The sequence below is a fragment of the Paraconexibacter sp. AEG42_29 genome, from assembly GCF_040581415.1.
Classification (GTDB): domain Bacteria; phylum Actinomycetota; class Thermoleophilia; order Solirubrobacterales; family Solirubrobacteraceae; genus Paraconexibacter.
In genome coordinates this window covers 5,387,674-5,402,958 of record NZ_CP114014.1, presented here as the reverse complement: position 1 = coordinate 5,402,958, position 15,285 = coordinate 5,387,674, and the positions used below count along the sequence as shown (strand labels likewise).

Here is a 15,285-nt window from a genome sequence, read left to right as displayed (position 1 = left end):
TCTGCCATGACGCCTCGCCCGATCACCCCCCTGGCGCTCGCCGCCACGCTCGTCCTGACCGCCGGCCTGCTCGCGGCCTGCGGCGGCGACGACGAGAACTCGTCGCCGACGACGTCGACAGCGACGGTCGCGACGACGCCCGCGGTCCCGCGCACGCCCACCGTGCCGCGCCCGCGCGGCTCGCGCCTGCCCGGCGCGACGGTGGCGCCGCAGGCGACCGGTGCCGGCACCACCACGACCGGGACCGGAACCGGGGGCACCTCGACGAACGAGGACGGCACCATCCAGCAGCGCGCTGCCGGCGAGCGCCCGTTCTCGGCGCAGAGCCCCTGGAACACGCGCATCGACACGCTGGCGGTCGATTCGCGCTCCACCCAGCTGATCCGCAGCGCCACCGCGCGCGTCGGCGTCGAGGAGGGCCGCGGCTCCACGCAGCTAGAGACCGTCCAGACGCGGCGCCGCACCATCAACGAGCCGCTCTACATCAACACGTCGCAGTGGACCGTCCCGGTCGTCGACGGCGCCGACAACGGCGTCCCGACGAAGATCACCTGCCGCCAGATCAACCTGCCGCCGCCGAACAACGACTGCGGTGACGGGTGGTCGGTGAGCGAGATCAGCATCCCCGCCGACGAGGATCCGGTCCCCGAGAACGACGGCTGGTTCACGGTGACCGACCGCTCCCGCGGGGTCGCGTACGACCTCTGGCGCGCGCGCCGGTCCGACGACGACAGCTCGATCTCCTACCAGTTCATGCGCACCTGGGACCTGAACGGCCCCGGCTTCCTGGCGCCCACCACCGTGTCCGCCCGTGGCTCGGGCATGCCGCTGTTCGGCGGCCTGATCACGAAGTCCGACATCGAGAGCGGGTCCGTCCGCCACGCCCTGGCCATCTCGGTGCCCGGCCCGGCGGCCCGCAACTACGTGCAGCCGGCGTCGGTCACCAACGGCAACGGTCCGTTCGACTCGCTGCCCGAGGGTGCGCGCATCCGCCTGAAGCGGAACATCTCGATCGACCGCCTGCTGTCCGAGCGCCCCGGGTTCGCCACCGGCATCCTCAACAACAAGGGCCAGATCGTCCGCAAGCGCCGCGACCCGTTCGCCGGCAACACGAACCGCCGCGCCGCCCGTGCGCTGCTGCTCGCCCTGCGCCGATACGGCGCGATCGTCGTGGACCGCGCTGCGACGCCGACGCTCTACGCGCAGCTGAACGTCAAGTGGTCCGACCCGCTGCGGCGCGCCGACGGCACGCTGCTGAAGGCCAACGGCCGGCAGGTCGTCAGCCGCGACGAGATCCGCCGCGTGGGCGACCGCGCCGGCACGCCGCTGCTGCGCGGCAGTGAGATCCAGGGCCTGCTGCTGACCGACTTCGAGGTCGTGACGCTCCCGGTCCTGCGCCGCGATCCGCCGCTCGACAACCAGCTGGACGTGGCCACGGCTCGGCTCGGGTCGGTCAGCCCGCAGGTGGTCACGACGACCGCCGCCGGCGCGGCCGCGGCCGGTGGCGTCGCCACCACCAGCACGTCCACCACCGGTGCCGGCACCACCTCCACGTCCACGGCGCCGCGGACCACCTCCACGTCGACGACCCCGCGGACGTCGACCTCCACCACCTCGACGTCCACGACCTCGTCGAACGCCGCAGGAGTCGCACCATGAGCCGTCCCCGTCAGAGCAGCCCGCGGCGTATGCCCCGCGGTCCCGTGGTGGCCGCCGGCCTCGCCGCGGTCGCCGCCACCGGCGTCCTCGCCGCGTGCGGCGTCGACAACAAGGAGGCCGGCAAGTCGGCGACGTTCACGACGACGTCGACGGTCACGCGCGTGACGCAGGCCGACGCGCTCCAGACCCTGCAGCGCCAGCGAGCGGCCGAGGTCGCCCGGCGGCGGTCCGCGCTGCCGCGCCCCGTCAGCGGCGTGGTCTCGATCGCCGGCCGCTCACCGCTCGGGATCTCCTCCGAGGTGCAGAAGGAGTTCGAGAAGAAGAGCGACGTCTCGGTCCGGAGGCGTGAGACCTCGGACGCCGCGGGCTTCCGCGACCTCTGCGACGGCAAGATCGACATCGTCGAGTCCACCCGGCGCATGTCCGCCGGCGAGACGAACCGCTGCGCCGACAACGGCGTGAACCTGCTGGCCGACACCTCCGGCCGGGTGCGTCCGCTGCAGCTCGCCGCGGAGGGCATCGTCATCGCCACGAAGAACGAGTCCGACGTCGGCGGCGACTGCATGCGCCGCGAGACCGTGCGGCGAATCTTCGGCTCCGGCTCGAACATCAACAACTGGAGCCAGGTCGGGTTCGACAACATCCCGATGACGGTCACCGGCCGCAACGCCGACACCGACGTCTTCGGCCTGTTCGGGGACCTGGTCCTGGGCGCGCAGAGCGACGCGACGCGCGGCGACGTCCGCGCCGACTACCAGGCACGGACCTCCGACGCCACCGAGCGCGACGAGATCACCGGCAGCGTCCGGATGCAGGCGCTCATCGACCAGGCCGCGAGGGACCGCAACCGCCGCGTGCGGGCATCGCGGTCGGCGCGTAAGCGTGCCTCGGCCGCCGCGATCGCGAAGGCCGACAGGGACTTCCTCAGGATCCTCCGCGCCGAGAACGCGGCGCTCAAGAGGAAGAAGACCGTCCTCACCCCCGCGCAGGCGGACCGGCTCGAGCGGACCAACCGCCGCCGCATCGAGGCGTTCAAGCGGGCCGCCGGACTGCGCGCCGCCCAGGCCGTCATCGACGGGATCGTCCGGGACATCCGCGGGCGCCTGCGCGTGCAGCTCGCCGCGATCGACACCACGGGTGCGGTCGGGTACTTCCGCTTCACCTACTACGAGCTCTACGAGAACGAGCTGCGCCCGCTCGAGATCTGGGACCCGGTCAACGCCCAGGCGACGTTCGAGTCTCGGGGCATCGCGACCAACCGGACGCGCGCCGCACCGACCGAGACCATCCGCGCCCGCGCCCTCCCGCGCCGGCCGAACCAGGTGTCCACCACCGAGCGGATCCGCTACCCGTCGACACCGTCGACGCCCGGCGCCACCTACAACAGCTCCTTCGGCAGCAAGGTCGTCGTCCCGGCCGGCGGCCCGATCAACGTCGACACGACGCCGAGCTGCATCTTCCCCTCGCGGACCACCGTCACCAACGGCGTCTACCCGCTCTCCACGCGCCTGCTCGCCTACGTCTCGCGGGCCAGCATCCGGCGCAAGGAAGTCCAGGACTACCTCGGCTACTACCTGCTCGGCGGCCAGGAGGTCGTCGCGGCGCAGCGGCTCATCCCGCTCGGCGAGGGCATCCGCGGCGAGCAGTACAAGCTCGTCACCGGCCGCACGCTGACGCCGGACGACCTCGACCTCGAGACGCCGCTGGTCAACGAGGGCGAGATCCCGGGCGCGCCGGCGGGCACGTCGACGACCACGACCGGTGAGACGACGACCACGACGACGACGGGCACGGGTACGACGACGACCGGGGCCACCGGGACCACCGGGACCACCGGGACGACCGGCACCGGGACCGACGCGACGACGACCCCGACCACCGAGACGAACTCGACCCCGCTGATCACCGGCGAGGACGCGACCCCGCAGAGCAGCGGCGGCCGGGGGGTCCCCGGCGTCGACGGGGCCGGCTCGAACGCGAACACGACGACGACGGGGGAGTGAGCCCGATGACCCGCGGACACCTCCTCCCCGCCCTCGCCGCGACCGCCCTGCTGGCGCTCGTCGCGAGCGGCTGCGGTGACGACGACAACAGCACCGAGAACGCGCGGACGACGACGGTCAACCGGACCACGACCGTCGCCGTCCCGTCCCCGACCCAGAAGCTCAAGCGGGACAACCTCACCGTCTACCTGAGCCAGGCGTTCCAGGGCATCTCGAAGCCGTCGGCCGAGTCGATCCGCAACTCGGCGCAGCTCGCCCTGGAGCAGGCCGGCGCCCGCGCCGGCGGCATGCGCGTCGACCTCGTCGCCCTCGACGACGCCCTGCAGAGCACGGGCCTGACCGACCGCGGCGCGATCGAGCAGAACGCGCGGACCGCGGTCACCGACCCCACCGCGATCGCCTACATCGGCGATCAGGGCTCCGGTGACACGGCGTTCTCCCTGCCGATCACGAACGCCGCCGGGCTGCTGCACGTGTCGGCGACGAACACGAGCCCGGGCCTGACGCAGACCGGCACGCTCGACAAGGACGCCCCCGGCAAGTTCTACCCGTCGGGGCAGCGCAACTACGGCCGCATCGTCCCGACCGACAAGATTCAGGCCGGCGCGCAGATCGCGCTCGCCAAGACGCTCAACTGCCGCGCGATCGGCGTCCTCAACGACGGCGGCGTCTTCGGCAGCGGCCTCGCGCAGCAGCTCGTCGCGCAGGGCCGGGCGGGCGGCGTCACGCTCGGGCGCCAAGCGACCATCGACCTCGCGAAGACCGACGGCAGCGCCGGGATCCGCACGGTCGCCACCGGCGCGCCGGACTGCGTGATCTACGCGGGGTCGGCCGGCGAGAATGTCATCGCGCTGTGGGGGCGCCTGCACGCTGCGCTCCCCAACGCGCGGCTCATCGGTCCTGACGCGCTGGCCAACGCCGAGTTCGCGCTGCGGATCGGCAGCGCCGGCCCGCTGACGTACCTGACGACCCCGACGCTCGCCTCGAAGTACTTCAACGAGGCCGGGCAGGACTTCCTCTCCACCTACGGCATCCGCTTCGGTGGCGTCCCGGACCCGTCCGGCATCTACGGCTACGAGACGATGCGAGCCGTGCTGGCGGCCATCAACGCCGCCGGCCGCGAGCCCACGCGGGCCCAGGTCGTAGCGCAGTGGTTCGCGCTCCGCAATCGCCAGTCCTCACTCGGGTCCTACTCGATCTCGGCCACCGGCGACAGCACGCTGACGACGTTCGGCGCCTACCGGGTCGTCGACCAGGCGCTGGTCTTCTACCGGGTCCTGGACTCCCGTGAAGGAGCGGCAAACACCTCCGGCTAGGACTACGTCCTCGCCGGGAGGCGTAGCCGAGCGGCAAACACCTCCGGCTAGGACGCGGAATCCTCGCCCAGGGGGCTCGGATTCCGTCGGGAACCGCTCGCCCAGGGGCTCGCGCTTCCCAGCCAGTGGATGACGAGGCCTTACCCCGCCGCCTGCAGCGTCTGGGCGGCGGCGTAGCAGTAGTTGAAGTCCTGCTTGGTCGGGTCCGCGTTGTCGGCGGGGACCGCGTTCGTCTTCGACTCGATCGACAGCATCACCGTCGCGGGCGCGGTGGTCGCGCCGCCGTCGCCGGCCTTCGGCTCGACGGACAGCACCGCCGTCAGCAGCCCGCTGACCGGCAGCGCGGCGGTGACGGCCTCGCCGGCCGCGGACGCGATCCGGCGGTGGTCGCCGTTCGTCGCCGAGTAGACGTCCGCGGTCATGATCGTCCGCACGTCGCTGCGCGCCGGGGTCAGGCGCAGCTCGCGCGTCGTGGTGTTGCACGTCAGGTCCAGGCGGCCGATGCCGGCCACGTCGATGCCCGCCGTGTCCTTGCCGGTGAAGTCGCGGATCCAGTTCAGCGACAGCGAGCGCGCAGCGTCGCTGGCCGGGGCGCCCTGCGGACCGGGGGTCCCGGCGGGGCCCTGAGGACCGTCGGCGCCGGTCCTGCCGATCGGCCCCGCGCTGCCCTTCAGCCCGCGCTTGACGACGACGCGGACCACCTTCGGCGTGGTCGTCGTCTTCTTGGCCGCGGCCTTCTTGCGCGCTGCGGCGGCCTTCTTCTGGGCGGCCGTCAGCGGCTTCTTGGCGGTGCTGGTGGTCTTCGCCGCGCTCGAGGAGCCGGAGCCTGCCGCACCTGCGAACGTCCCGGCGGTGGCGACGCCGGCCACGGCTGCCACCACGGCGGCGGCAGCCGTCGCCTGGCGCGAGGTGGGCCGGCGGCGGGGGGTTGGCGTCTGGGAGGGGGAGCTGCTCATGATCAGGTCGCTTCCGTGTAGAACGCCCCGGCCACGTAGCAGCGGGGATTTCCGTCGTCGAAGGTCCAGTGCCAGGTGAGGCGGAAGGTCGTCGGCTTGGCGGTGGCGGGGCCGCCGATCGCGCCGCGGCGCCCGCGCTGGCTGATGATGCCCACCATGCCGCCCTGGCCGCGGTAGGTCGGGCTGAACGCCTTGAGGTTGAAGCCCTCGCGGAACGTCGGGCCGGTGTACAGCTCGCGGTGGGCGAACTTGACGGTGATGGGGTTCTCCGCCGCGGCGCTCGGGTCGTTCTCCTGCGGGCGCTTCGGGTTGATGAACGTGTAGTAGCGGTCGTCCGTCCGCACCGACGCCATGGTCGTGTCCGCATCCTGGTCGTAGGGCGTGAACTCGATGTACTGCGCGCCGTTGTCGGTCATGTTGCCGGAGTCGATGTTCGGGCGGCAGGTGATGATGCCCTCGCCGATGCCCGGGGCGGTGAACGTCGCGGTCGACCGGCCGACCGAGGCGTTGTTCTGCCAGTTGATCGACACGGGCGACGCGATGATGCGCGCCTGCCCGGTGGGGCCCTGGGCGCCGGGAAGGCCGGGCGGCCCCGTCGCGCCAGGCTCTCCGGGCTTCCCGGGAACGCCGTCGGCCCCCTCGGACGCCTCCGGGTAGGTGACGTAGGTCGTGACCGTCCTCGCCGCCGTGGTGGTGGCCGTGCCCGCCCCTGTCGTCGTCCCGGACGTCGACGCCGCGCGCGGGCTCTGCGTGCCGGTGCTGAGCGCGGCGGTCGCGCCCGCGGCGGCGCCGAAGCTCGCGAGCACGGCGGCGATCGGGGTGATGAGGCGGCGCAGGCGCATCGGTCCACCAACACCGTAGTGGCGCAGGGGGTGTGGTGTGCCTCCTCCGGACGGACGGACATGCCGTCAGACCTGCCGGCCCGACCGGTCGACGACGCCGCCTCCGTGGCATGATGGCCGGACGATGCCTGACACGATCTCCTTCGCCCGCGGGGCGCCGTCCCTGGACATCATCGACATCGAGGGCCTCAAGGCGGCCTCTGCGGCCGCCTTCGACGAGGACGCCTCGGGGACCACCGCCTACGGCACCTCCGTGGGCTACGTCCCGCTCCGCAACTGGCTCGCCGAACGCCACGGCGTCGCGCCCGAGAACGTCCTGGTCACGAACGGCTCGATGCAGGCGGACGCCTTCCTGTTCGACCAGTTCGTGAGCTCCGGCGACGCCGTCGTCGTCGAGAAGCCCACCTACGACCGCACGCTGCTGTCCCTCAAGGGCCGCGGGGCGGACGTGCGCATGGTGTCGCTCCAGGCCGACGGGATCGACACGGACGAGCTGAAGGCGCTGCTCGAGTCCGGCGTCCGCCCGACGCTGGCGCACATCATCCCGAACTTCCAGAACCCGGCCGGCTACACGCTGTCGCTCGAGAAGCGCCACGCCCTGCTCGCGCTCGCGGCCGAGTACGGCTTCACGATCTTCGAGGACGACCCGTACGTCGCCATCCGCTTCACCGGCGAGCAGCTCCCGACCATGCTGGAGCTCGACGAGGGCAAGGGCAACGTCGTCTACGCCTCCTCGTTCTCCAAGACCGTGTGCCCCGGCATCCGCGTGGGCTACCTGGTCGGCGCGCCGGACACGATCAAGGCGATCGCCGGCCGCGCGACCAACACGTACATCTCCCCGAACCAGGTCGCCCAGTCGATCGTCTACCGCTTCTGCATCGGCGGTGGCCTGGACCGGTCGATCGCGACCGTGAAGGCCGCGCTCGCCGAGCGCGTCGCCGCGCTGACCGCGGCGCTCGACCGTGAGCTGCCGGAGGCCGAGTACGTCGCCCCCGAAGGCGGCTACTTCATGTGGGTCACGCTGCCCGAGGGCACCGACGTCTCCGCGCTGTTCGACGCGGCCGGCGAGCACGGCGTGACGTTCGTCAAGGGCTCGGACTTCCTGCTGGAGGGCGGCGGCAACATGCTCCGGCTCGCCTACTCGGGCACGCCGGTCGCGCAGGTCGACGAGGGCATCACGCGCCTCGCCAAGGCCTACCGCTCGCTGGGGTGACTACCGGCCGTAGCGGTCCTTCCCGAGGACGAGTGCCTCGGGAAGGGTCACGCGGGGCGGCGGGGACGGGTCGGCGACCACGCTGACCGTCGCGCCGACGCTCGGCGTCACGCTGCGGCGGGTGCCGTCGGGCAGCTCGATGGCGACCTCGTCGTCGTCGTTGATCGCCATCGTCCCCTCCAGGCCGGGCTCCAGGCCCGACGCCATGAGGTAGTGCAGCAGGTCCTCGGCCTCGTTCTCGAAGCGCAGGATGCGGACCTTCGCGCCGAGCTCGACGTCGGCGAGGGGGACGCCGTCCACGCGCGTGCCGACCTCGATCGGGTGGCCGTGCGGGCAGGTCTTCGAGTCGCCGATGGCGCGCTTGATGTAGGCCTCGAAGCGGGGCGACATCGCGTGCTCGAGCCGCTCGGCCTCCTCGTGGACGTCGTCCCACGGCACCCCGACCACGTCGGTGAGGTAGCGCTCGATCAGGCGGTGGCGGCTGACGATCGCCTTGGCGTGCTCCAGGCCCGAGTCGGTGAAGGAGATCGCCTTGCTCGCGCTGCGGGTGATGTAGCCGTCGCGCTCGAGGCGGCCGACCATCTCGTGGACGGTCGGGGCCGACAGCTGCATCGCCCGCGCGATGTTGGCGCCCGTCATGGGCAGCCCGGCCTCGAAGAGCCAGAACAGGGTCTGGAGGTACTCCTCCTCGGCGACGGTGACGGTCTCAGAGCTCACCCGGCCATCGTACCGGCGGCGGATAGGCTCGGCCCCATGGTTCTCGGGACAGGCACACGTGCGTTCATCACCGGCGCGTCACGCGGCATCGGACGGTCGCTCGCGGTCGCGCTGGCCGACCGCGGCGTCACGCTCGGCCTGGCGGCGCGTTCGACCGACGAGCTGCAGGAGCTGGCGGACTCGTTGCCCGGCGAGCACCACGTCCTGCGCTGCGACGTCGCCGACGAGGAGAGCGTCCGGGACGCGATCAGCGCGTTCGTGGCGGCGGCCGGGGGACTCGACCTGCTGGTGGCGAACGCGGGCCTGACGCACTACGGGCCGTTCCGCGCCCAGTCGATGGAGCAACTGCGCCAGATGACGGACGTCAACTGGTATGGGACGCTGTTCACCGTCCACGCGGGGCTGCCGGTGCTGCTGGACCAGGCCGGCGGCCACGTCGTGATCGTCTCCTCCGGCGCCGGGCTGCGATCGTTCCCGTGGGCGGCGGTGTACGGGGCGACGAAGGCGGCCCAGCGCATGTTCGGCGAGGCGCTGCGCCACGAGCTGAGCGGGACCGGCGTCGGGCTGACCATGGTCTACCCGGGGGAGATCGCGACGACCCTGCACGACCACGAGAAGGACCGCATGCCGGACTGGTACCGCGGCGGGCCGGCCGCGGCGCCGCCCGAGGCGCTGGCGGCGAAGGTCATCGCGGCGATCGAGAAGGACGCACGCGCAGTGCACTTCCCGCCCCTCGTCCGGATCCTCGGGGCCGTCCACGGCCTGTCGCCGCAGCTGTCGGACCGCTTCCTGCGCGCGCTGCGCGGTGGCGGGGCGGCTCCGCGCGTGGACTGACGCCGCCGGGCGGGCAACACACCCCCACCACGCGCCGAGACCCGTCATTCATCACCCAGGTGGATGAAGAACGGGTCTCGGCGCTGCGCGTGCGGGGCGTCGCCGCGGCAGGCCCTCCGTCTCGAGCTCGCGGGTGCGGGCGGACATCCGCTCCTCCGCCAGCTGCAGGAACGACCGCGTCGCGGGGGACAGCGGTGCGCCCCGCCGCCACACGAACGCGAAGGTGTCGTACAGCGGCGGGTCGAACGGCACCCAGCCCAGGTGGTCCGGGATGCGGTCCTCCATCCCGGCGAGCCACGCCCGCGAGGTGATCGTGTCCCCGAACCCCCGCCACGCGAGCTCCAGCGCCGAGTCGACGTCCTCGACGTCGATCACCGGCTCGATCCTGACGCCGGCGCGCTGGGCCAGCTCGGCGAGCTGGCGGCGGACGGGGTCCTCGGCACCGAACGTGGCATCCGGCAGGATCAGCGGCGCGGCGGCGACCATCTGGATGGTGGCGTGGCGCTTCAGCCGCTCGGGGACGGCCGACGCGTAGACGATCTCGTCGCGGGCGATCGGGCGGACCTCGAGGCCACGGTCGTCGACCGGGATCGCGATGATGCCGGCCTCCAGGCGCCCGTCCCGCACGGCCTCGGCCGTCTCGACCGAGTTCTGGCCGATCAGGCGGATCGCGACCCGGGGGTGGCGCTCGCGGAAGTCGGCCACGAGGTCCGTGCCCAGGAAGTACTTCGCGCTGCCGAACGTCCCGAAGACCGCGGTGCCGCCCTGCAGGTCGCGGGCGGCGCTCAGCGACTCGCGGGCGGCGGCGGCCGCGTCCAGGACAGCGGTCGCGTGGGCGCGCAGCGTCTCGCCCGCCTCGGTGATGACGAGCCCGCGACCGACCCGGCGGAAGAGCTGCACGCCGAACTCGGCCTCGAGTCGCCGCACTTGGTCCGACAAGGACGGCTGCGCCATGTGCAGGTGCTCGGCCGCCGCGCTGAACGAGCCGTGCTCGCTCGCGGCGATGAAGTACTCGAGCTGGGCCAGGGTCAAGGTTCAGCCTTTGCTTGGTGGAGGTGATCAAGGCTACCGCAACGCGAGCCCGGTCCCCATCATGTGGTCCATGACCTTCCTCATCATCCTCATCGCCTCCGCCGTCGCCAGCCTCCTGGCCCCCCGCTACGGCACTGACAGCCGTCGGGACGAGAAGAACTGGTAGCCGCCGGATAGCCTCCACGGGGTGGCCCTCCCGCTCGCCCCGCCGCTGCCGCCCCAGCTCGCGCGCTCGCGCTCGAGCCTGCCGGACGACGGTGAGGTCTGGGCCTACGAGCCCAAGTGGGACGGCTTCCGCTGCATCGCGTTCGTCGACGGGGAGGACGTCTTCCTGCAGTCGCGCAGCGGCAAGCCGTTGGCCCGCTACTTCCCCGAGCTCTCGTTCCCGGCCGGCCGCTACGTGGTCGACGGCGAGATCGTCATCTTCAACGCGGGCGGCGGGACCGAGTTCGACCTGCTCGGTCAGCGGATCCACCCGGCGGCGTCGCGGGTCGAGCGGCTCAGCGTCGAGACCCCGGGGACGTTCGTCGCCTTCGACCTCTTGGCGCGGGACGACGAGACGCTCCTGGAGCTGCCCTACATCGAGCGCCGTGCCGCGCTGGAGGCGCTCGTCGCCGAGCCGCTGATGCTGACGCCGATGGTGCTGACCGCCGCCGAGGCCGAGCCGTGGCTGCACTCGACCGAGGGCGTCATCGCCAAGGAGCGCGCGGCCGCCTACCTGCCCGGCGAGCGCAAGGGCATGGCGAAGGTCAAGCGCGTGCGGACGATCGACGCGGTCATCGTCGGCTGGCGGCCGGGGAAGGCCGAGGGCACGCTGGGCGCGCTGATCCTGGGGCTGTACACGCCGGACGGCGACCTGCGCGTGGTCGGGCACTCGTCGGGCTTCACCGCCAAGCAGAAGCGCGAGCTGCCCGATCAGCTGGCGCCGTTCGAGAGCGGGGACCGCGGGACCGGGGACGCGTCGCGCTGGAAGTCCGACAAGGAGCTCGAGTGGATCGGGCTGCGGCCCGAGCTGGTCGTGGAGGTCACCTTCGACCAGGTCTCGGACGGGCGCATCCGTCACGGCGCCAAGGTCGCCCGCTGGCGCGACGACAAGGCGCCGGCCGAGTGCACGGTCGACCAGCTCGACAGCTGAGCGACGGCCGCGCGATCCCGCAACGACCGTGACGCGCTGGCAGCCCGACGTCGAGGAGGCGGTCTACCGCTACGCCTCAGGCGCGTTCCCGATGGACGACGCGGACGCGGTGGAGCTGCCGTGGTACGTCGCGCCGCAGCGCGCGATCTTCGAGCTCGACGACGCCTCGCGGGCGGCGGTCCGCCGCAAGGTCCGGCGTGACGTGCGCGCCTGCGAGGACCTCGTCCTGCGGGTCGACGCCGCGTACGACCAGGTGCTCGAGCTGTGCGCGCAGCCGCCGCAGGGCGACGGCGTCTGGATCACTCCGCGCCTGGCGGCGCTGTACCGCCGCCTGCACCGCGCGCAGGTCGCCCACAGCTTCGAGCTCTGGACGCCGGAGGGAGAGCTGACGGCCGGGATCCTCGGGGTCGTGCTCGGGCGCGCGGCGATGCTCGAGTCGATGCGCCGGACGCGGCCGGCGGCCGGCAATGCGCTGCTGGTGCGGACGCTCGACCACCTGGTGGCGGTCGGCGTCGAGCTCTGCGACATCCAGCTGCCGACGCCCCACACCGAGCGCCTCGGCTGCGTCCTGATCGAGCAGGCCGAGTACGAGGCGCGCCTGGCCCGCGCGCTCGAGCGCTGACCCGTGGCCCGCTTCCTCGTCGCGCCGGACAGCTTCAAGGGGACGTTCACCGCGGCACAGGTGGCGGCCGCGATCGGGCGCGGCCTGGAGTCCTCCGGTGCGCCGCCACCGGACCTGTGCCCGGTCGCCGACGGCGGGGAGGGGACGCTCGCCGTCCTGCTCACGGCCCTCGGCGGGACGACGGGCGGAGCGACGGTCGCAGGGCCCCTCGGCGACCCGGTCGTGGCCGGGTTCGCGCTGATCGAGGACGGCGGGACCGCGATCGTCGAGGTGGCGGGGGCGAGCGGGCTGGGGCTGGTCCCGGACTCGCGCGTCGGGCCGCAGGCCGCGTGGGACGCGTCGACGCGTGGGACGGGGGAGCTGATCGTGGCGGCGGCGCGGGCGGGAGCCGAGGTCATCCTGGTCGCGGCGGGCGGGTCGGCGACGACGGACGGCGGCGCGGGGGCGGTGGCGGCGATCGAGGCGGCGGGGGGCCTGGGGGGCGCCGCGCTCGTCGTCCTCTGCGACGTCCGCACGCCGTTCGAGGAGGCCGCGCGCGTGTTCGCGCCGCAGAAGGGGGCCGACGCGGCGTGCGTGGAGCGGCTGTCGGCGCGGTTGGACGAGGTCGCCGCGCGGCTGCCGCGTGATCCGCGGGGCGTCCCGCTGGCGGGCGCGGCCGGTGGCCTGGCGGGCGGCCTGTGGGCGGCGTTCGGCGCGCACCTCGAAGGGGGCGCTGCGTTCGTGCTGGACGCCGTCGGGTTCGACGAGCGGCTGCAGGCGGCGGACGCGCTGGTCGTCGGGGAGGGCCGGCTCGACGGGCAGACCGGGCAGGGGAAGATCGTCGGCGAGCTGGCGGCCCGGGCCGCGGCGGCCGGGATGCCGTGCCACGCGATCGTCGGGCAGGACGGGACCGACGATGCCGGCCGCGGCGCGCTCGGGCTGGCCGGGGTCAGCGAGGCCACGAGTCTGGCGGCGATCGAGGCCGCCGCCGTGGCCCTCGCCCGGGCCGTGCGCGGGGCCTGAGCCCCCTCCGCCGTACACTCAGGGGGTGGAGAACTTGAGCGTCGCCCTCGTCGCGACGTCGCGCAAGCCGGACGAACGCCGGCTGGCGATCCACCCGGCGCACCTGCCGCGGATCGACCCCGGCCTGCGATCGCGGATGTTCGCCGAGCACGGCTACGGCGAGCGCTTCGGCCTCAGCGACACCGAGCTCGGCAAGCTCGTCGGCGGCCTGCGCACGCGCGAGGAGCTGCTCGCCGAGTGCGACGTCGTCCTGCTGCCGAAGCCCCTGGCCGAGGACCTCGAGACGCTGCGGCCCGGCCAGGTCGTCTGGGGCTGGCCGCACTGCGTGCAGGACACCGAGCTGACGCAGCTGGCGATCGACCGCGGGCTCACGCTGATCGCGTGGGAGGCGATGAACCACTGGACGCGGGAGGGCAACTTCAGCGTCCACGTCTTCCACAAGAACAACGAGCTGGCGGGCTACTGCTCCGTCCTGCACGCGCTGCAGCTGCGGGGGACGACCGGCGACTACGGCCGGCGGCTGCGAGCGGCGGTCATCAGCTTCGGGGCCACCGCGCGCGGCGCCGTGCGGGCCCTGTCGGCGCTCGGGATCAGCGACGTGACAGTGCTGACGCAGCGCAACGTGGCCGCTGTCGCCTCGCCGTTCGCGTCCGTGCACATGCAGCACTTCGCGCGCGATCCGGCGAACCCGACGCACACGCTGGCGCTCAAGGACCCGAACCCCGGGCCGCTCGCCGAGGTGCTGGCGCAGTACGACGTGATCGTCAACTGCATCCTGCAGGACACCGACGCGCCGCTGATGTTCGTGATGAACGAGGACCTCGGGCACTTCGCCCCCGGGACGCTGTTCATCGACGTCGCCTGCGATGCCGGGATGGGCTTCGAGTGGACGCGCCCCACGTCGTTCGCCGATCCGATGTTCGCGGTCGGCGACGGGCTGCACAGCTATGCGGTCGACCACAGCCCGTCGTACCTGTGGAACTCGGCGACGTGGGAGAACAGCGAGGCACTGCTCGAGTACCTGCCGACCGTGATGGCGGGCCCGGCGGCGTGGGACGCCGTCGAGACGATCCGCCGGGCGATCGAGATCCGCGACGGCCGCATCCAGAACCCGCGGATCCTGTCCTTCCAGGGGCGCACGGACGAGTACCCCTACCCGGTCGGGTGACCCCCTGATCGGGTCGCCCTGCGCCGGCGTGCTGCGAGATGTGCCCACGAGGCACCTCTGACCACGAGCCCCCGAGTGTCCGCCCGTCGGTCAGCGGCGACGGTGGTGGAGCACGGACCAGGGGACGGCCAGCAGCAGGGTGAGCCCGAGGCCCGCGAGGACCAGGATCAGCGGGGTGGGGATCAGGCTCGCGCGGCTCACCGGGGCGGTCGCGATGGCGCCGGGGCGGGCGGCGAGCGCCGTGGCGGGGGCCACGCGCTTCGCCCGCGCGACGGCTGCGCGCTCCGGCGGCGAGGCCGCGGCCAGCGCTGCCTCGGACTGCGGCGCCCCCGGCCCGGCAGGGGCTCCGGGTCCAGCCGGGACCGGGACCGGGGCCAGGACGCCGGGACTGCCCGGTGCCGAGCCACCCTGTCCGCTCGGATCGCTCGCGTCGTCCCCGCCGGCCGCCCCGGCGGAGCGGGCGGCCAAGGCGAGTGCGGCCTGCTTGATGAACTCGCGGCAGTCGCTGTACTCGTCGGTGTCCGTGCCGACCTCGCCGAGCGCGTCGGCGTACTCCTGCGCGGTGAAGACCCGGTCCAGCTCGCCGTCGAACGCGCAGTCCTGCACGACGTCGAGCCCCGTGGCGCCCGCCACGGCCGGCAGCGGCCCCGCGGCCGCCAGGGTCAGGGCCGACGCGAGGACGAGGCGGCAGAAGATGGTCGGGCGGGGCAGGGTGGTCACGGCGTCGGGTCCCTCGGTGGCGGGCGGTGGCGGGGCCAGTGCCCCTGTGGCCCAGACGCACGGTCG

Annotated in this window: 14 protein-coding genes; 9 read left to right on the top strand and 5 right to left on the bottom strand. The window is 73.2% G+C overall.

Going from position 1 to position 15,285, the window contains the following annotated elements:
• Positions 1-6: 6 nt before the first annotated feature.
• The 3 genes from DSM112329_RS25625 to DSM112329_RS25615 are packed head-to-tail and all read left to right on the top strand — an operon-like array spanning position 7 to position 4,978.
• Positions 7-1,659 (top strand): hypothetical protein, encoded by a 1,653-nt coding sequence (locus tag DSM112329_RS25625; RefSeq protein WP_354699409.1) that lies wholly within the window; start codon positions 7-9, stop codon positions 1,657-1,659.
• Positions 1,656-3,662, top strand: coding sequence for a hypothetical protein (locus tag DSM112329_RS25620; protein WP_354699408.1), 2,007 nt, complete (start codon positions 1,656-1,658; stop codon positions 3,660-3,662). The genes DSM112329_RS25625 and DSM112329_RS25620 overlap by 4 nt, the downstream gene beginning before the upstream one ends.
• A gap of 5 nt (positions 3,663-3,667) precedes the next feature.
• A complete protein-coding gene (locus tag DSM112329_RS25615) occupies positions 3,668-4,978 on the top strand; it encodes a branched-chain amino acid ABC transporter substrate-binding protein (protein WP_354699407.1) in 1,311 nt (436 codons plus the stop codon).
• Between the two features lie 140 nt (positions 4,979-5,118).
• On the opposite strand, the gene DSM112329_RS25610 is transcribed toward DSM112329_RS25615, so the two are convergent.
• Together DSM112329_RS25610 and DSM112329_RS25605 are read right to left on the bottom strand one after the other, a co-directional pair.
• Entirely contained in the window at positions 5,119-5,934 is an 816-nt protein-coding gene (locus DSM112329_RS25610) for a collagen-like protein (protein WP_354699406.1), read from the bottom strand.
• A gap of 2 nt (positions 5,935-5,936) precedes the next feature.
• Positions 5,937-6,776, bottom strand: coding sequence for a collagen-like protein (locus tag DSM112329_RS25605; protein WP_354699405.1), 840 nt, complete (start codon positions 6,774-6,776; stop codon positions 5,937-5,939).
• Positions 6,777-6,900: 124 nt separating this feature from the next.
• Between DSM112329_RS25605 and DSM112329_RS25600 the strand changes: the two genes are divergently transcribed.
• On the top strand, positions 6,901-7,989 hold the full coding sequence (locus DSM112329_RS25600; RefSeq protein WP_354699404.1) for a PLP-dependent aminotransferase family protein: 1,089 nt from the start codon (positions 6,901-6,903) through the stop codon (positions 7,987-7,989).
• On the opposite strand, the gene DSM112329_RS25595 is transcribed toward DSM112329_RS25600, so the two are convergent.
• On the bottom strand, positions 7,990-8,706 hold the full coding sequence (locus DSM112329_RS25595) for a metal-dependent transcriptional regulator (RefSeq protein WP_354699403.1): 717 nt from the start codon (positions 8,704-8,706) through the stop codon (positions 7,990-7,992).
• A 36-nt stretch (positions 8,707-8,742) separates the two neighbouring features.
• Between DSM112329_RS25595 and DSM112329_RS25590 the strand changes: the two genes are divergently transcribed.
• Positions 8,743-9,540, top strand: a complete 798-nt coding sequence (locus DSM112329_RS25590) for an SDR family oxidoreductase (RefSeq protein ID WP_354699402.1) — start codon at positions 8,743-8,745, stop codon at positions 9,538-9,540.
• 51 nt (positions 9,541-9,591) lie between these two features.
• Here the strand turns inward: DSM112329_RS25590 and DSM112329_RS25585 are convergent, their stop codons facing one another.
• Positions 9,592-10,572 carry a LysR family transcriptional regulator gene (locus tag DSM112329_RS25585; RefSeq protein WP_354699401.1) on the bottom strand — a complete coding sequence of 327 codons (981 nt, stop codon included), beginning with the start codon at positions 10,570-10,572 and terminating at the stop codon, positions 9,592-9,594.
• Positions 10,573-10,759: 187 nt separating this feature from the next.
• Here DSM112329_RS25585 and DSM112329_RS25580 point away from each other — a divergent pair, with 187 nt between their 5' ends.
• The 4 genes from DSM112329_RS25580 to DSM112329_RS25565 are packed head-to-tail and all read left to right on the top strand — an operon-like array spanning position 10,760 to position 14,499.
• A complete protein-coding gene (locus DSM112329_RS25580) occupies positions 10,760-11,707 on the top strand; it encodes an ATP-dependent DNA ligase (protein WP_354699400.1) in 948 nt (315 codons plus the stop codon).
• Between the two features lie 28 nt (positions 11,708-11,735).
• Positions 11,736-12,329 carry a leucyl/phenylalanyl-tRNA--protein transferase gene (locus DSM112329_RS25575; protein ID WP_354699399.1) on the top strand — a complete coding sequence of 198 codons (594 nt, stop codon included), beginning with the start codon at positions 11,736-11,738 and terminating at the stop codon, positions 12,327-12,329.
• 3 nt (positions 12,330-12,332) lie between these two features.
• Entirely contained in the window at positions 12,333-13,331 is a 999-nt protein-coding gene (locus DSM112329_RS25570; RefSeq protein WP_354699398.1) for a glycerate kinase, read from the top strand.
• 25 nt (positions 13,332-13,356) lie between these two features.
• Entirely contained in the window at positions 13,357-14,499 is a 1,143-nt protein-coding gene (locus DSM112329_RS25565) for a N(5)-(carboxyethyl)ornithine synthase (RefSeq protein WP_354699397.1), read from the top strand.
• Positions 14,500-14,589: 90 nt separating this feature from the next.
• Here DSM112329_RS25565 and DSM112329_RS25560 read toward each other — a convergent pair whose 3' ends face one another.
• A complete protein-coding gene (locus DSM112329_RS25560) occupies positions 14,590-15,219 on the bottom strand; it encodes a hypothetical protein (RefSeq protein WP_354699396.1) in 630 nt (209 codons plus the stop codon).
• Between the last annotated feature and the right edge of the window lie 66 nt (positions 15,220-15,285).